Origin of the sequence: Sorangium sp. So ce145 (genome assembly GCF_051525985.1) — a bacterium.
Taxonomy (GTDB): domain Bacteria; phylum Myxococcota_A; class Polyangia; order Polyangiales; family Polyangiaceae; genus Sorangium; species Sorangium cellulosum_B.
This window is the reverse complement of the sequence record NZ_CP150315.1, coordinates 8,764,452-8,782,318: the sequence shown is the minus strand read 5'-3', so window position 1 is coordinate 8,782,318 and position 17,867 is coordinate 8,764,452. Positions and strand designations below refer to the sequence as shown.

Sequence of the window (17,867 nt, the reverse complement as noted above, 5' to 3'; positions counted from 1 at the left end):
GGCTCGGTCGATTTCTGGATCGACCGAGCCCGCGCTCTCCGAGCCCGCTGGCTGTGCCGCTGCTGGCACCGTCGCTCCTCGGAGGTCCTCCGTCCCCGCGCCCTGCGTCACCGGCCTGGGCCAGCGGCGCGGAGGGCGGTTACATCCTGTGCGAGCTACAGCTGGCCTGGGCCAGCACCATGAGGGCAGTGCGTCCTCCGGGTCGCCACGGCGTCGGTCGGCCACGAGAGGCAGGATCGCTCGCCACGGCCCTCGCCCGCTTCCAGGCCGCGCCCGTCGGAGCGGGCTGGCCATGACGTCAGCAAAACTTGCTGACGAGGCAAGACTTGCTGTCCCCCCGGAGCGCCTTGCGCAAGGCTTGCTGTGTCACCGTCGACCTGCGACCGGGGCGAGCGCGGGGCGAGGGCGTAGGAGCGCTGTCGAGCGGGGCGTTCCGCCCGGTGGCACGGCGTCTGCTCAGGCGCACTGGCCAGCGTTGCCGCAGCGCCGCGGCCCCGCCATCCGGTAAGGGCGGCGGCGCCCCCGCGGTGGCTGCGCTCAGCGACGAACGCAGAGACAGGAGGCATCCCTTGAGACTCATTTCCCCTCTCGCCCTCGTGAGCATCACCTCGGCGGCCGTGGCCGCGTCTGGCTGCGTGGCCCCGCAGGACGACGAGCCGCTCGCGTCGGTGGCGCAGCCGGCCGTCGATGCGGGGGAGCGCCAGCATTCCCCGGTGTACGTCAAGAACTGGCCCACGACCGACGGACGTACCCAGTGGTCGAACGTCGTCATCGTCAACCCGAGCGCCCAGCCAGTCTCGGTGACGCTCGTGGTCCACCCGACCGACGGAGGCCCGCGCCTCGGCGTCGTCTCGAAGACGATCGCGGGCTTCGCGACGTACAACGCGTACGGCGACCCCGCCTGGAACGGCATCGCCGAGAGCGACCCGGCGAATCACCGCTCGCTCGGGTGGATCGAGCTACAGTCCAGCGCGCCCGTCGTCGCTTCGCACCGGATCACCATCCGCGACGGGAGCACGTACGACGCGCCCGCGCGCCTCTTCGAGGACGAGCCGTTCATCAAGAGCCCGTCCACCCGTCTGCTGTCGAGCTACTTCCTGAAGAACTGGCCCGCGTCGGGCAACAAGACCCAGTGGTCCAACATCCACGTCGTCAACCCAGGACCCGTGGCCGCCCACATCACGGTCAAGGTCCACAGGAACGACGGGAGCGGCGTGCTCGCGACGCTCTCGCGCACCGTGCCGGCCACGGGGGCGTGGGGCTCGTACGGCGACGCCGGCTGGCTCGCGATCCCGAACACCGACGCCGCGAACACCGGAGCGTACGGGTGGGTCGAGGTGACGTCTGACCAGCCCGTCGTCGCGAGCAACCGGATCTCCGTGCGGACGGGCGCCACGTACGACGCGCCCCTGTTCCTCCTCGACGACCTGGCGTTCACGCCTTCGACGTCGACCGACCTTGCCGGGAGCTTCTTCCTGAGGAACGTCCCCGCGACAGGGACGCTGACCCAGTGGTCGAACCTCGTCGTCAACAACCCGAGCCCGACGCCGACGGACGTCGTGGTCACCGTGCACCGGACCGACGGCGGGCCTGATCTCGGGTCGTTCACGAGGACGATCCCGGCGATGGGGGCGTGGAACGCCTACGGCGACCCGGGCTGGAACGGCATCCCGGACAGCACGCCGGGCCGCTCCATCGGCTGGGTGGAGATCCACGCGAGCAACCCTGTCTTCGGGACCAACAGGGTCGTTCTCCGCGACGGGAGCGCGCCGAGCGCGCCCGTCGCGCTGCTCGACGAGGAGCCGCTCGTCCAGGCGACGGAGAACAGCCTCTTCAGCTCGCTCTACCTCAAGAACTGGCCCGCCAGCGCCGGCGTGACCCAGTGGAGCTCGGCCGTCGTCAACAACCCGAGCGCCTACCCGGTGACGATCACGGTCCGGATCCGGAGAGTCGATGGGTCCGGCTCCCTGGCATCGTTCACGAGGACGATCCCCGCGAAGGGATGGTGGAACGCGTCGAATGACCCGGGCTGGACCGGCGCGACGGAGACGGACGCGCTGAACCATCGCTCGATCGGGTGGGTCGAGATCAACGCGTCGGCGCCCGTCCTCGGGCTGGACCGCGTCGTCCTCCGGCAAGGCACCACGGCGGACGCGCCGGTGGTGCTGCTCGACGGGACGCCGCTCGCCGCCGGGGCGCGCGCCACGCAGGACCTCATCGCCGGCTGGATCAGCCGCGCGCCGGCGCTCGACTACGTCTGGGGCAGCGCGAACCCCGCGGTCGAGGGGTGGCCCGCGGCGGGGTCGTCCGTGACCTGGAGGGCCCACGTCCGCAACCGGTCGAGCGCGGCGGCGACCGCCGTCCCGTACCGCTGGTCGATCGACGGCGCGGTCGCCGCGACAGGCACGGTGAATGTGCCGGCCAACGGCATGGCCACCGTTGAACTCCCCTGGACCTGGACGTCCTCGCGGCGCGAGATCGCGTTCTCGATCGACCCCGACGACGTGGTGAGCGAGACGCACGAGATCAACAACCGGATCGCCGTCGACTCCGACGCGATCAGCGTCGGGCTCTGGGTGGAGCAGAGCGTCCACGACTACTTCGACGACCACCAGCGCGAGCTCGGGGCCGGCTCGAACTCGTGGGAGGACTGGGCCCAGCGCCAGGTGCGGATGTGGAACGAGATGTTCGCCGCGTCGATCTACCCCGAGGCGCCGAGCGGCGTGCTGGACCGGATCCGGCTCGACAAGGTCGTCGTCGTCCCCGACGACGCCCTGCCGCTCGCGGGAGGGTACCCGACCAACAACCCGAACCTGAACGACCGGACGGTCGACCTGCAATGGGGGTTCCCGAACGACGCATCGATCGGGACGTTCTACGGGGACCACGCGACGCGGAGCTCGAGCAACCCGTTCTACTACGAGGCGTCGCTGCTCCACGAGCTCGGCCACGCGCGTTACCTCGTCGACGTCTACGGGTTCAACGTTCACGTCTCGGCGGGTAACCGGATAGACATCCTCGAGAACGGCGCCCCCATCGTGGGCACACCGTACATGCCGTACGTGAACAGCTGGCGCGATGCGGTCCGCTACACGCCGTACACCGGGCTGATGAACGGCAATGGCCCGACGGTCGACCGCCACAGCGCGGTGGCGCTGAACCTGATCCGCGGTCGCCGCGCCACGCTCGGCAACTACAATGCACCGGGGAACCTCGGCGCCTACCTGAACGACCTCCCGGCGCAGAACGAGCTCACGGTGAGGGACGCGAGCGGCGCCGCGCTGCCGGGCGCGAGCGTCAAGATCTACCGCGCCGGGCCCGGGGTGGGGTGGTACGCGAAGGTCTACGACAACACGGCGGACATGAGCTTGACCGCCGACGCGGCGGGCAAGGTGCTGCTCGGCAGGTGCCCGTTCTCCGCGACCGGGGGCATCATCCACACGAACAACCACTCGAACGGGGTCGCCATCGTCCGCGTGCAGTCGGGCGACCGGGTGGGATACGGGTTCATCGAGGCGACGGACTTCAACCTCGAGTACTGGCGCGGGCGCACGGCGCTCGGCCGGCACGAGCTCCGCGTCGCGCTGCGGAAGCAGGGCACCGCCGCCGTCTCAGTCGACGAACTCGCTCCGACAGAGCGCGTTTCGCGGCCTCTGGTCGTCAAGCACGAGGTCTCTGATCTCGTCGGGCAGTAGCTCCCGCTGCCATTCGCTCTTCCATCGGGTCCGCGATGGTCCCGGGCGTGCCGACGAACGCGAGCCCCCCGAAGCCGCCGAGGCGCTGCGCGAGCTGCCGCACCGTCGTGAGCCCGAAGTTCTGCGACGCTGGTACGGATGGCGACCCGACCCGGGTTGAGCGACCCGACCGCCCGATGAAGGCCTGACCGTCAGCGCGCCGTCATTCCGCCGTCGACGCGGTAGTTCCCGCCGGTCAGCCACCTCCCGCGATCCGACGCGAGGAGCGCGACGACCTCCACGACGTCGTCGGTGGTGCCGAGGCGTCCGAGCGGCACCTGCTGGACAAACGCGTCGGCCGGAATGCCCATCCCGTCGGTGAACGTCTTCCGCAGCTCGTCGGCGCTCGGTGTCGCCACCGGCCCCGGCGTCACGACGTTCACGCGGACGCCGCTCGACGCGAGCTCCACGGCGAGCGTGCGGGAGTAGGTGTCGAGCGCCGCCTTCGCGGCGCAGTAATGCGCGAACGGGCCGTAGGGAATCGTCGCTGCCGTCGACGAGATGTTCACGACCGCGGCGGCCTTCGAGGCGCGGAGCGCCGGCAGGACCGCGTTCGTGAGGCGAACCGCGGCGAGGAGGTTGAGCGCGAGGGTGTCTTGCCACTCCTCGTCGGGGATCGTCGGGGAGCCTCCCAGAAACCCGCGCGACCCGCCCGCGTTGTTCACGAGGATGTCGAGGCCGCCGAGGGCCGCGAGCGCCTCCGCGGCGATCGCCTTCACCCCTTCGCTCGTGCGGACGTCGCCTGAGATGAACGTCGCCGCCGCGGGTGTGACGTCGCTGCGCGAGCGCGCGGCGACCACGACCTTGGCGCCGGCATCGAGAAGGCGCCGCGCGATCGCCGCGCCGATGCCGCGCGAGCCTCCGGTGACGAGGGCACGGCGACCGATGAACTCCTTCGAGAGATCGAGCTTGCTGGACATGATGTTCCTTTCGTCGAGAACGACGCGTCCTTCATACGGCTCGCGATCCGCACGAACCATGCGAAGTCGTCTGGGAAAGTTGCGAAATCGTCCGTACGGCTTGGACGCCGCGGCCCGCGCCCATTACGCTGTCGAGCGATGGATGCCTTGAGCGCGGTGCTTGCCCCGGTTCGACTGCGGCGGACACGCTGGGTCTCCACCGTCGGGCGCGCGCCGTGGGGCGTCGCCCTGCCGATGGTCAAGAGCTGCATCCGGTTCCACTACGTGGTGCGCGGCAGCGCCTGGCTCAGCGTCGACAAGACGGACGAGCCGCGCGTCGCGCTCTCCGGTGGCGATCTCGCGGTACTTCCGCTCGGCCACGCCCATGCGCTGCGCGACCATCCGCGGAGCCCTCCCCGGAGCTTCGCCGAGCTCGTGCGATGCGCCCCCAACCCGACCCATGACGTCATCCACATCGACCTCGGCACGAAAGGCCCGGAGACGACCTTCATCACGGGCGGCTTCGTACTCGACGATCCGCTCGCGACACCGATCCTCGCGACACTGCCACCGCTCATCCGGATGACTCCCGACACGGAGCAGGCGGTGCCGTCGTTCCTCGAGAACATCCAGTTCATCACGCGCGAGATCGAGACGAACCGGCCCGGGTCCGAGATCGTCCTCCTCCGGATGGCGGATGTCATGTTCATCCAGATCCTCCGCGCGTACCTCGCGCGCTTGCCCGAGGACGGCGGCGGCTTCCTCGGCGCGCTCCGCGATCCGAGCACCGCCGCGGCGCTCGGCGCGATGCACCGGCGCGCCGAGGAGCCGTGGACGGTGGCCTCGCTCGCGAAGGAAGTGGGCCTCTCGCGCTCGGTCTTCGCGGCGCGCTTCGCCGCGCTCGTCGGCGAGCCGCCGCTCGGCTACCTCACGCGGCTCCGCATGCAGAAGGCTGCGGTTCTCCTCCGCGAGGGCGCGCCGCTCGCGAAGGTCTCGCGCCTCACCGGCTACTCGTCCGAGGCCTCGTTCAGTCACGCGTTCCGGCAGTGGGCCGGCATGGCCCCCGGCGCGTGGCGGCGGCACCTCAAGTCGAGCGATCCAAGCGCGGCTTCGGACGGAGGGCGTCGAGCCCTCCGTGCTTGAAGGCGTCGTACCAGCGCTCGGGCGCGTACGTGAAGGAAGCCCTGTTGCTGGGCGAAGTGAAAGAAGACCTGTCGCTGGGCGGAGCGGTACGCGCGTCGAGCACGCAGGTGAACTGACGTCCGGCGCCGTGCCCGGACGCCGCCGTCCACACGGCTGCAGGGCTTATCGGCACAAGGCCTGTCGTGAGTTGGCATAGCCCATCATCGAATGGATTGTTGCGGCGCGCGGCCGAGCTGTAGGACAATTGTTCCGTGAATACGCTCGGCTCACGTCTCCACGGGTTCGCGCTGTTCTCCCTGATGCTCGCCCTCGCTGCCGGGTGCGGCAGCTCGTCCGACGACGCCGATGCCCCGGCGAGCGGCGAGGGCGACGACGAGCCGCCGCGGATGGTCGGGATGACGGCGGCCCACAACGCGGCGCGCGCCGCGGTCGACCCGCCCGCCGATCCGCCGCTGCCCCCGCTCTCGTGGTCGTCCGAGCTCGCCGCGGTGGCTCAGGCCCATGCCGATAAGTGTGTGTTCCGCCACAGCGCGAACGGCTACGGAGAGAACCTCTTCGCGACGTCGAGCGGCGCCTCGCCCGCCCCGGAGGATGTCGTCGGCTCGTGGATCAGCGAGGCGGGCAGCTACGACCTCGCGAGCAACGCCTGCAGCGCCGCCACGTGCGGCCATTACACCCAGGTGGTCTGGGCCGACTCCCTGCAACTCGGCTGCGGGATCGCCAGCTGTGCGGACGGCTCACCGTTCGAAGGGGTCAGCGCGTGGCAGTTCTGGGTGTGCACTTACGATCCTCCCGGCAACTTCGTCGGCCAGCGCCCCTACTGAGCCGAGCGCGCAGCGCGCCCCGAGCCGGCCGCGCCGCGCCCGCGCGTCGGTAAAAGAAGCCGGATCGCTGCGTGAAGAAGTGTGGCGTGGCGAACCGAAGTGGCGGGACCGCGCGTCGCGACGCGTTGTTCATGGATCGAAAGAGCGGGCCCGGCGCGCCGAAGAGCGCGCCATCCTGGGCTGGTCTGCGCCGCCACGGGAGTCCGTGATTTCCATCGGCGAGACGGCCGGCGGGGTGGCGATGCGCTGACGCGGAGGCTTTACCCGGTCGCGCGCCGTCACGTACGCTCGGAAGCGGTGCGCGATCGATGACTCGCGCGGCGGCCGGGCGCGACGATCGACGGGTCACGAGGCACAATCATGGCAGAACAGGGCGCGTACACGTTCACCGCGAAGCTGCACGAGGGCGCGGGCGTGGTGATCCATCGGGCCGTCCGGGCCCGCGACGGCGCCCGCGTGGTCGTCAAGATCGGCAAGGGCGGGCCGCTCGCGCCGGCGATCCACGGCGCGCTTCGGCGGGAGTTCGCGGTGCTGCGATCGCTCGACCTGCCGGGCGTGATCAAGGCGCACGCGCTCGACACGATCGGCGACGAGCTCGCGCTGGTGCTCGAGGACTGCGACGGTCGCTCGCTCGACGTGCTGTTCCACGCCGGCGCCCTCGACCTCGCGGCGGTGCTGGCGATCGGCGTCGAGGTGGCGGGCACGCTCGACCTGCTGCACCGCTATCCGCTGCTGCACCGCGACGTCAAGCCGCACAACATCGTCTACAACCCGGCGACCGGGCAGGTGAAGCTGATCGACTTCAGCCTGGCGATCGCCGGCGGCGAGGACGAGGCGTCGCGCGGCGATGCGGGCGCGGGGATGGCGGGCACCCTGGCGTACATGTCGCCCGAGCAGACCGGGCGGATGAACCGGCCGGTCGACGCGCGCTCGGACCTGTACTCGCTTGGCGTGACGCTCTACGAGCTCGTGACCGGGGTGCTGCCGTTCGAGGCCGCCGACGCGATGGCGCTGGTCCACAGCCAGCTCGCGCGCGTGCCGGTCGCCCCGGCGGCGCTGATGCCGAAGGTGCCGCCGGTGCTGTCGGACATCATCATGAAGCTGCTCGCCAAGGCGGCCGAGGATCGCTACCAGAGCGCGGCCGGGCTGCGGGCCGACCTGCAGCGCTGCGCGGCCGCGTGGGCGGCGACGGGGACGATCGAGCCGTTCGCGCTCGGCAGCGCCGACCGGCCGTCGACCCCGCGGATCCCGCCGCGCCTGTACGGACGGCAGCGGGAGATCGACGTCCTGCTCGCGACCTCCGCCCGCGTCGCCGACGGCGCGCGCACGCTGCTGCTCGTGAGCGGACCCGGCGGCGCCGGCAAGTCGGCGCTGGTCCAGACGCTGGCGGCGCCGGTCGCCCGCGGCGGCGGGTTCTTCGTCGCCGCCAAGTGCGATCAGTACGACCGCGGCGCGCCGTACGCCCCGATCGCCACGGCGCTGCGCGAGCTGTGCCGCACCCTGCTGACGGCCGCGCCCGAGGTCCTCGAGGCGTGGCGGCGCGCCCTCGCGTCTGCCCTCGGCAGCAGCGGCAAGCTCCTCACCGATCTGATCCCCGAGCTCGAGCTCATCGTCGGCCCGCAGCCCGAGGTCCCGCGGCTCGGCCCGGCCGAGTCGCAGAACCGCTTCAACCTGATCTTCACCGCCCTGCTGCGGGTCTTCGCCGCCGCCGAGCACCCGCTCGTGCTCGTGTTTGACGATCTGCAGTGGGTCGACCCGGCGTCGCTGCGCCTCTTGCAAGAGATGCTGCTCGACGCCGAATGCAGGTACCTGCTGGTGCTCGGCACCTACCGCGACGACGACGTCGGCCCCGGGCACCCGCTGCCGGCCGCGCTTGCCGATCTGCGCGCGGCGGGGGTCGAGGTCGGCGACGTGCCGCTCGGTCCGCTGGCGCTCGCCGACGTCGAGGAGCTGCTGGCGGACACGCTGGTGATGGAGCGGCCGCAGGTCGCCGCGCTGGCGCGGATCGTCGGCGAGAAGACCCACTGCAACCCGTTCTTCATCGGCCAGTTCCTGCTGCTGCTCGTCGAGGACGGCCTCCTGCGCTGGGACCCCGCCGCGTGCCGGTGGGCGTGGGACGACGCGCAGGTGCAGGCGCGCGACGTCACCGACAACGTCGTCACCCTCGTCACCAGCAAGATCCGCCGCCTGACCCCCGCGGCCCAGCGGCTCCTGCAGCGGGCCGCGTGCGTCGGCTATCGCTTCTCGTGGCGCGTGCTCGCGGCCGTCGGCAGCGACGACGGCGACGACGCGACCGCGGCGCTCGGCGAGCTGGTCCGCGAGGGCCTGGTCGTGCCGCTCGCCGGCGGCGAGGGCGACGATCTCCACCGCTTCCTCCACGACCGCGTGCAGCAGGCCGCCGACTCGCTGCTGGCGAGCGAGGTGCGGGAGGCGACGCACCTGCGCGTCGGCCGGCTGCTGCGCGACGCGTACCCGGCGGGCGTGCCCGACGAGGCGCTGTTCGAGGTCGTCGGCCACCTCGACGTGGCGCTGCCGCGGATCGACGGCGACGAGCGGCTCGAGCTTTCGCGACTCAACCTCCGCGCTGGCCGGCGGGCGCGCGCGGCGACGGCCTACCACGCGGCGCGGCAGTACTTCCAGGCCGGCTGCGAGTGCCTCGGCGCCGACCCGTGGGCGCGCTGGTTCGAGCTCGGGTTCGCGCTGCGCGTCGAGCTGGCCGAGTGCGCGTACCTGTGCGGGGCGTTCGCCGAGGCCGACGCGCTGTTCGAGGAGGCGCTCGCGCGGGCGCGCTCGCGCGAGGAGCGGGTGCAGGTCTACGACCTCCGCGTCCTCTTGCACGCGGCGATGGGCGACTTCGCGGCGGTGGTCGCGGCCGGGCGCGCGGCGCTGGCGATGTACGGCATCGGCCTGCCCGATGAGGGCCCGGCGCTGCAGGAGGCCGTCGCGGCCGCGTTCGCGGCGGCCCACGAGCACCTCGGCGAGCGGCGGATCGGCGCCCTGCTCGACGCCCCGCCGGCGCGCGACCCGGACGTCGAGGTCGTGATGCGGCTCCTGGCGTCGATGTCGGGGCCGGTGTTCGTCGGCAGGCCGGCGCTGTTCCCCCTGATCGTGCTGCACATGGTCAACCTGTCGCTGCGCCACGGCAACGTCGACGGGTCGGACTACAGCTACGCGGTGTACAGCATCCTGCTCGCCGGCGTCACCGGCGAGCTCGGCAAGGCCTACGAGTTCGGCGAGCTCGGGGTCAAGCTCAACGAGCGCACCGGCAACCTGCGCACCCGCTGCATGGTGCACTTCTTGTTCGGCACGTCGGTCGTGTTCTACCGCCAGCCGTACGCGGCCGGCGAGGAGTACCGCGATTCGGCGCGGCGCGTCGCGCTCGAGGTCGGCAACTTCGCCTACGTGTCGTTCTACTGCTTGCAATCGGCCGCGCTGGCGCTGATCGCCGACGCCGACATCCGCGGCGCCGAGGCCCGCATCGCCGACGTCACGGCGCTCCTGCGGAAGACCCGCGACGTCGCGTCGACGGCGGTTGTCGAGTTCATGCGCCGCGTGGTCGTCAACTTGATGGGCGAGCCGGCGACGAGCGCCCTCGGCGGCGACGGCTTCGACGAGGACGCGTTCGTCGCCCACATGCCGCCCGGGGGGCTCGTCCCGTGGCTCTACGCGGTCAGCAAGCTGCGCCTCGCCTACCTGTACGGCGAGTACGAGCGCGGGCTCGAGCTCGCCGCCCGCGCCCGCGAGCTGCACGAGAGCGGCGCCGGGGCCGGGCACATGTACTCGCCCGAGCAGTACTCCTATTCGGGCCTGGTCGCCGCGGCCCGCTGGGACGCGGTCGGCGAGGCGGAGCGCGAGGCGCTGGCGCAGCAGCTCGAGCGCGAGCGCGCGGCCCTGCGGCCGTGGTCGACGAGCAACCCATCGCAGTTCGTGGCGCTCCAGCACCTGCTCGACGCCGAGGCGGCGCGCCTGGCCGGCCGCGACGCCGAGGCGATCGCGGGCTACGAGCAGGCGATCGCCGAGGCGCAGGCGCGCGGGTTCGTGCTCCACGCGGCGCTGGCGAGCGAGTGCGCGGCGCGGCTGCACCTGCGCCGCAACCGTCGCGCGCTGGCCGGCGCCTACCTGCAGGACGCCCACGTCGGCTTCGCCCGCTGGGGCGCGGCCGCCAAGGCGAGCCAGCTGCTGCTCACCCGCGCCGACCTGCTCGCCCCGCCCGCGCCCGCGCGCGCCGGGCACAGCACGGGCCGCTCGACGACCACCTCCCGCAGGCACGGCGGCGGCTCGCTCGACCTCGAGGGCCTGATGCACGCCGCCCAGGCGGTCGCCGGCGAGCTGGTGCTCGACCGGCTGCTCGACCGCCTGATGCGGATCGTCATGCTCCGCGCCGGCGCCCAGCGCGGCTTCCTGCTCGTGCCGCAGGGCGAGGACCTGTCGATCGCCGCCGAGATGCGCACCGCGCCCGACGAGGTCCGCGTCGGCCTCGACCAGCCGATGCGCGACGACGCCGCCCTGGCGACCTCGGTGGTCCGCTTCGTCGCCCGCAGCCGCGAGGGCGTGCTGCTCGGCGACGCCGGCGCCGAGCCCCGCTTCGCCCGCGACCCCTACGTCGCCAGCCAGCGCCCGCGCTCGGTGCTGTGCCTGCCGCTGCTCCTCCAGGGCCGGCTGTCGGGGATCCTCTACGTCGAGAACAACGCGACCCGCGACGCCTTCGCGCCCGAGCGCGTCGAGCTGCTGCAGCTGCTGTCGGCGCAGGCGGCGGTGGCGATCGAGAACGCCCGGCTGTACGCCAGCGTGCAGCAGGCCCGCGAGCAGCTCGAGCAGCAGGTCGAGGCGCGCACACACGAGCTGCAGACCGCGCTCGAGCAGCTCCAGGCGGTCAACGCCGACCTGGTGCGAAAGGGCGAGGCGCTGCGCGAGGCCCACGCGCAGACGCGCCGCGAGATCGGCGAGCGCGAGCGGGCCGAGCGCGAGCGGTCGGCGGCGCAGGCGGAGATCTTGCGCGTCCAGGAGGAGCGCCTGGCGGACATGGCGGCGCCGCTGCTGCCGATCACGGAGAGCATCGTGGTGATGCCGCTGATCGGGGTGCTCGACGACGCCCGCGCGTCGCAGGTGCTGGCGACGGCCCTCGAGGGCTCGGTCCGCACGCGCGCGCGGGTGGTGATCCTCGACATCACCGGCGTGCGCCAGCTCGATGCCGCCCCGGCGGCGATCCTCGTCCGGGCCGCGAGCGCGCTGCGCCTGGTCGGCGCCCAGGCGATCCTCACCGGGGTGCGGCCCGCGGCGGCCCAGCTGCTCGTCCGCGACGCCGCCGGGCTCGACGGCCTGCTGACGCTCGGCACGCTGCAGAGCGGCATGGCCTACGCGCTCGCCCATACCCGCGGCCGCGGCTGAGGCGCCGGCGCCAGGGGCCGTTCGCCGCCGGACGCACGGCCTGTGCTGCCAAGTACTGCGGAAGTGCGTTCTGGCAGCGGAGAGGGCTATGAGGGCGTTTGGTGCTAGAGCGCGCAGCAGGCGAGCCGGATCCCATTCATCCCGGTGTCGTCGCCGCGACCCTGCGGCGGCTCGACGCGAATGAGGAAGCCGCAGATCGCGGTGCCGCCTGGACAGGTATCCGTGGAAGGCCTGGCGGACGGCCACCTGATGCCGCCGGGCGCCTGAATCGACTCACCGGAGACACACGTCGCGGAGAGGTCGTCCGCGGCCGTGTCGTCTCCATCCCCCTGGGGCACCTCGATCCATATCGTCATGCCGTGCATCGGACCTATCGAGCAGCTCTTCTGCCCGCGCCAAGATCCCCAGAGGCCGTAGCGCTCGGCGTGCGGCGGCTCGATGGTGGTCCTGACGGTACGGTCGAAGTTGCCGCAGAACATGCGCAACCAGTCGACAGCGGTGTCGTCGACCTTTGTGCTGCCGCTGTCGGCCTCGACGAGCATCTCGTAACCGTAGGCGTACTGACCTGGCGGGCACATCGTCCAGGGCAAGTAATCTCCCCAGTAACCGTCGCCCGGGTAGGCGTTGGCCACCCAGTCGGCGCGGGGAGCATCGGCGCCGGTCGGACCGGGCATCATGGGCGGCTTCACCGAGAGCGCGGTGATATCGACCGGGATCAACTTGACATTGGACGCGTCTACACACGTAGTCGTCTCGACGTCCGTGACCGGATTCGAAAGTCGATCGAAGCAGAGAGTGACGCCGGCCTCGATCCTGGTCAGGTTGCTCTGCGCCGCCGCTCGCATGTCGCGCGCCATGTTCCGGAAGGCCTCTGAGGCTCCGAAGAACGAGGCGTTCTCGAGGGATTCGACGCGATTTACCACGTCGACGTTGGCCTGGTAGCTTGCGAGCAGCCGCTCCCGCGCTTGGACGATTTCGGGGCGCGTCGGGATCGACGGAGGCGCATCGGCGTGCCGCGGGCACACGTCGCCCTCCGGGAGTTGGTCTGGCCCGGGATGCTGTTGGGGCTACGCGGCGTCCCCGAGCGCCTTGCCGCGCAGGACGGTGCTCTTCAACGCTCGGGGCTCCGGGTCGCCGACCGCCCGGTAGGCGCCCCGCTTGCTCTTCGCGCCGATCGCGACAGGCGCGACCCGCGTCACGGGTGAGCTCCGGGGCACGGGGAACGTGATCGGGACCAAGGAGATTCCGGGTGATCAACGGAAATCCATGGAGCTCCAGCATCGACAGATAGAAGAGGCCGTGACGGCGGCGGGCGCCGAGGGCATGGTCATCACGCCCTTCGGCGGAGGCAACGTGGCCTCTCTCGACAAGGGCGCAGGAAGACGCCGCGGCGGCACAGGAATCAACGTGTTGCTGCGCAGGACACGCGCGAGGGGGTGCAGGAGGACGCCGCCAGCGGCGCTGGACCCGTGCGACTGTCACAAAGGACACCGAAGTAGCTGCGCAGGAGGGACGTCGGGGCTGCCCGGGAGGGCGCCACGGCCGTTGACGGGGCGTTTGCGTATCGACGGTTATCCGATCGCTGGTCGATCACTCGAAGTGCGCCCCCTTGACCTGGCGTGCGCCGCCGCGTAACCATCGCCTTCGGTGGCTCCAGCGTGGAGCGTGGGTTGTCTTGGAGGAGATGGTCATGCAAATGTATTACTTGATCCCGCTCGTGTTCATCGCGGCCGCTTTCGCGTACTCGATGCACGTCCGCAAGAAGGCCATGGCCGAGGCCGCCAACATGACCCCGGAGCAGATCGAGCAAAAATTCAGCGAGTTCTACGCCCCGTATTACGAGCTCCAGCCCGGCGAGCGCATCATCGGCAACTGGAGCGGAGTCGAGTACCAGGCGCCCGCCGGCGCGGCCCGCCGCATCGCCGGCGGAGTCCTCAACGCCGCATCTGCCGCCGTGATCGGCGTCTCCACCTACGTTCCCAACGTTCACGTCGGCCTCACCAACCACGGCCGCGTCCTCGTCTCTCGCGAGTACAGCGACTTCGGCAAACGCGGCAACTACAAGCACCTCGCCGCCTTCGATCAGGGCACCCGCGCCTTCAACCAAGACGCGGCGTATCCCGGCCAAGACATCGGCCCCCGCCCCGGCAACCCCTTCAACCCTCTCGTGAGCCTCGAGTTCATCCAGCTCCGTTCGCCGAGCGGCGACACCTACGAAGCGTGGCTGTCCCCGCAGGGCAGCCGCCACGGCCAGCACGGATTCAGCTCGATCTTGCAGTCGCTCGGTTGAGCGCAGCGAGCGGGGCGACGCGGACCAAACCCGCTCAACCTCAGATACCCCCTCCATGTGGCGGAGTTCGACGAGGAGACCCGGCTCTCGCGCGACATCCTGGCCGACGCGGCGGAGCGGATCCTCGCCGGGACGTTCCGCAAGGAGCCGCAGCCGGTGGAGACGTAGGCCCGCGCAGGGCGCCGACGGCGCGCCGCCGGCTCACACCGACGCGATGCCCCCCGTCGGGCCCGAGGCGCCCCGCGGCTCGCCCTCTCCCTCGAGCGCCACGCGCGCCCGCGGCAGGTACCGCCCGCCCTCCAGCGACGTCAGCCGCTTGATGAGCCCCTCGCGCACCGCGCAGCGCAGGTCCCAGAGCTTGCCCGACTCGGCGGCCGAGACCAGCGCCCGGAGCGCTATGGTCTGCGCCGTCGCGTCGACCACGACGAGGCCCGCGACCTTCCCGTCCCAGTTCGCGTTGGCCGCGCACAGCCGCGCGACCTCCGCGCGCATCTCGTCGATCGGGACCGTGTAGTCGGCGTGGACAAAGACCGTGCCGAGCAGATCCGGCGATTCCTTCGTCCAGTTCTGGAACGGCTTCTCGAGGAAGTAGGTGATCGGCACGACGAGCCGGCGCAGATCCCAGACCTTCACGACCACGAACGTCAGCGTGATCTCCTCGATCCAGCCCCACTCCCCCTCGACGATCACGGTGTCGCCGATGCGGATCGGCTGCGAGAAGGAGAGCTGCAGGCCGGCGAGCAGCGTGGCGATCGACTTCTGCGCCGCGAAGCCGACGACCACGCCGGCGATGCCGGCGGAGGCGAGCAGCGAGACCCCGACCTTCCGGACCACGTCGAACTGGAGGAGCACGAGCGCGACGGCCACCACGCCCACGAGGGCGTTGGCGATGCGCCGCAGCATGGCGACGCGGGTCTTGCTGCCCCGCGCGAGCGCCATGTCCGTGACGCTCGCGGTCACGCGCTCGGTCACCGTGTCGCCGGCGAAGCGCACGAGGCACGTCGTGAGCCACGCCGCGGCGGTGATGAGGAGGGTCTGGAGGAGCGTGTCGACGATCTCCTGCGCGGGGGCGGCCAGGCGCAGCGGCCTGACAAGGCCGCTCGCGAGCGCCAGCGTCAAGAGCGCGCGCAGCGGCGTCCGGAGCCCGTCGAGGAGCCGGTCGTCCCATTGCACCTCCGTCCGCCGCACGAGCCTGCCGGCGGCGACGGAGACGAGGCGGCCGAGCAGCAGGCCGCCGAGCGACGACGCGGCGATCGCCGCCACGAGGCCGAGCCACTGCCAGGCGGCGAGCCCCAGGAAGCGCACCCGGGAGAGCACCGCCGGCAGCCGCTCGGCGATCGGCCCCGGACCGAACGCCTCGTGCAGCTCGGGCACGGCCGCGATCGTCGACCGCGAGACGAGCCAGATCGGCGCGCCGCCCGGGCCGGCCGCGCGGCTCAGGACGATCGGGATCGCGGTGTCCCCGAGCGGGATGCGCCCGACCTCGTCGCGGCCGGGCCCGTCGGCCGGGTTGCCCTCGGGCTCGTCCGAGAGCTCCTCCCACGCGTTCCAGAGCCGCTGTTCGAGCACGAACGTGAGCTGCGCGGCGAGCTCGGGCCCGCGCTCCGCCTGCGCGGCGCGCGGGATGGCGGACAGGTCGAGCGCGTACGCCGCGACGTCGTGGCGCCCCTCGCGCGAGGCGTCGATGAGCAGCCGCAGGGCGCGCCGGGGCGTCGAGCGGTCCGCGTCCGCGGGCGGCAGGCCGTCCTGCGGCCCCGCGACCGCGCGCGTCGAGAACATGAGCATCGCGGTCAGCAGCGCGAGCAGCGCCGCCGCCGCGATCCCCGATCGGGTTCGCTTCACTTCATCAATCTCCGGGATCTGGTACCGAGCACACGGCGGCGGGACACGCGCTCGTCCCGGGCCCAGCCGGCCGGGATGCTTCGCGCAAATTGCTTTGAAGTCAAACAAACTCGAGCGCGGCGCGCGCCGGCGCCGGTCCGGCGGGACGGCGGCCGCGCCCCTCGAGCTCGTTCCACGCGAGCTCTGCGCCGTCTTCGTGGTAGCCCCGTCGAGAAAGACAGCGTGCAGATGTGGATTGAGCCGCAGGTCGCCGGACGTGCGTTGCACGACGGTCACCCCGAGCGCCTTGCGGCGCAGGACGGTGCTCTTCAACGCTCGGGGCTCCGGGCCGCCTGCGGCGCCCTGCGCCCCGAACCCCCAGGTCGGCACCCGCCGCGTCGGCGCTGGGTGAGCGGCCTGGAACGTCGGTCGGCTCACCCAGCGCGGTGAGGAAGCGGGCGATGTTGCTCGGCTCGGTGATCACGGCGACGAGCTTCATCCTGCCCTTGCAGGCCGGGCACGCGAGTTTAGGCTAGCCCTCACAGGCGAGCGAGCCGTCCGTCTTCGAGCAGCACCCAGGGGGCCACAGGTGAGTACGCCTCGGTTCCCGCTACGGGAAGGCGCGGCGCGTCCGCGAGCTGATCAAGTCCCCTGTCTCGGAGCTGCGCGCCACGTTCGGTGAGGCGGTACACCCACGACTTCATCGCAACGTCAGGCCTCACGTCGGGTGCGCGCTCTACGAACTCGTTCGAAGCGTGCCTCGCCCATTGGGCCAGACGATCTTCCAGGAACAGGTCGCCTGTACAGGAGAGGAGCTCCCGCAGTTCCAATCCAGACTGCGACTTGTGGCAGAACACGGACACGTCAGTTTGGTACTCGCCTGCCGAGAGGATGGTCAGGATGAGTTCATCGAGTTGGCTGAGGCGCAGGGTACCTTCCGTAGTCTTCCTAGGAAAGAAAGATGACAGAAGTCCCCACAAGGGAGCAAGTTCCGGAAATCCTTCGACACCAGCCATGCAGCTTTCGATGAAGGGCAAAGGATCCTCATCGGCGAAGCTTTCCCAGAGGCGAACGGCACGATCGTAGCGTTCCACTGGCCAAGGGCACGACTTGGCGAGACGATCCACAAGAACGTTGTCGAGATGGTCGGCGACCGACGCGGAGCAGTTGAACCGCGGCACGCTCGGTGGCTCGCGGAACCTATTCATTGTGCCGTGGACACGCTCGAGCTCGACGATGAGGACGTCACTGCACGCGATCCCGATGTGCCGCAGCCAGCTACAGGCCCTCCATAGGTTCACTCGTTCATGGAGGCTCACTGATGCCCACAAGACAACGGGCAGCTCCCAGCGAACATCCTGCGAATAGAGCTGATCCCACTTTTGGCCCGATTCGTCTGCAGTCGAGCGCTTCTCAGACAATGAGCACCAGGCCTCACGCGTCCGGACATGTTCCAGGGCATCGAGGCGGTTCGGCCCGACAATAAGGCAATCTGACGAACGCACGACGTTGGCCGCGCCGAGTTGCACCAGGCGGTCTGCTGTTGGCGGGTCAAAGGCAACATGCGTCGCATCGAGAAGGGCAGGCAGGTCCATCGTGTTCATTCGAATTCACAGCTGTAGCATTCACTGTACTTGTATGGGCGCTTATCCTGATAATCCTCGCGACAGTAATCACAAAGGCTCCGATGGCCGATCGGACGCGTGCACGGTCGCCCCATGTCCCTGCACTTTTCGTACATCTCGGTGCATTCGTGAACTGGCGTGCA

At 71.0% G+C, this 17,867-nt stretch carries 10 protein-coding genes; 5 read left to right on the top strand and 5 right to left on the bottom strand.

Features of this window, described 5'->3' with window-relative positions; genetic code table 11:
• Positions 1-569: 569 nt before the first annotated feature.
• The gene (locus tag WMF34_RS32525) at positions 570-3,695 is read left to right on the top strand and encodes a CARDB domain-containing protein (RefSeq protein WP_437990249.1); all 3,126 of its coding nucleotides are present in this window, start codon (positions 570-572) and stop codon (positions 3,693-3,695) included.
• 191 nt (positions 3,696-3,886) lie between these two features.
• Here WMF34_RS32525 and WMF34_RS32520 read toward each other — a convergent pair whose 3' ends face one another.
• A complete protein-coding gene (locus WMF34_RS32520; protein WP_437990248.1) occupies positions 3,887-4,654 on the bottom strand; it encodes an SDR family oxidoreductase in 768 nt (255 codons plus the stop codon).
• A 138-nt stretch (positions 4,655-4,792) separates the two neighbouring features.
• Here WMF34_RS32520 and WMF34_RS32515 point away from each other — a divergent pair, with 138 nt between their 5' ends.
• The 3 genes from WMF34_RS32515 (at position 4,793) to WMF34_RS32505 (ending at position 11,988) form a co-directional block, all read left to right on the top strand.
• Positions 4,793-5,776, top strand: a complete 984-nt coding sequence (locus tag WMF34_RS32515; protein WP_437990247.1) for an AraC family transcriptional regulator — start codon at positions 4,793-4,795, stop codon at positions 5,774-5,776.
• A 251-nt stretch (positions 5,777-6,027) separates the two neighbouring features.
• Positions 6,028-6,600 carry a CAP domain-containing protein gene (locus WMF34_RS32510; protein WP_437990246.1) on the top strand — a complete coding sequence of 191 codons (573 nt, stop codon included), beginning with the start codon at positions 6,028-6,030 and terminating at the stop codon, positions 6,598-6,600.
• A 360-nt stretch (positions 6,601-6,960) separates the two neighbouring features.
• Positions 6,961-11,988 (top strand): AAA family ATPase, encoded by a 5,028-nt coding sequence (locus WMF34_RS32505; protein WP_437990245.1) that lies wholly within the window; start codon positions 6,961-6,963, stop codon positions 11,986-11,988.
• 104 nt (positions 11,989-12,092) lie between these two features.
• Here WMF34_RS32505 and WMF34_RS32500 read toward each other — a convergent pair whose 3' ends face one another.
• Both WMF34_RS32500 and WMF34_RS32495 read right to left on the bottom strand, forming a co-directional pair.
• A complete protein-coding gene (locus WMF34_RS32500) occupies positions 12,093-12,833 on the bottom strand; it encodes a hypothetical protein (RefSeq protein WP_437990244.1) in 741 nt (246 codons plus the stop codon).
• A 222-nt stretch (positions 12,834-13,055) separates the two neighbouring features.
• Complete coding sequence (locus tag WMF34_RS32495; RefSeq protein ID WP_269454200.1) at positions 13,056-13,187, bottom strand: hypothetical protein; 132 nt, start codon at positions 13,185-13,187, stop codon at positions 13,056-13,058.
• 491 nt (positions 13,188-13,678) lie between these two features.
• On the opposite strand from WMF34_RS32495, the gene WMF34_RS32490 reads away from it, so the two are divergent.
• A complete protein-coding gene (locus tag WMF34_RS32490) occupies positions 13,679-14,278 on the top strand; it encodes a hypothetical protein (RefSeq protein WP_012238964.1) in 600 nt (199 codons plus the stop codon).
• A 201-nt stretch (positions 14,279-14,479) separates the two neighbouring features.
• Here WMF34_RS32490 and WMF34_RS32485 read toward each other — a convergent pair whose 3' ends face one another.
• A complete protein-coding gene (locus tag WMF34_RS32485) occupies positions 14,480-16,120 on the bottom strand; it encodes a mechanosensitive ion channel family protein (RefSeq protein WP_049876438.1) in 1,641 nt (546 codons plus the stop codon).
• A 518-nt stretch (positions 16,121-16,638) separates the two neighbouring features.
• Positions 16,639-17,703: a DUF1835 domain-containing protein gene (locus WMF34_RS32480; protein WP_437990243.1), complete on the bottom strand. Its 1,065-nt coding sequence runs from the start codon at positions 17,701-17,703 to the stop codon at positions 16,639-16,641.
• Positions 17,704-17,867 lie beyond the last annotated feature (164 nt).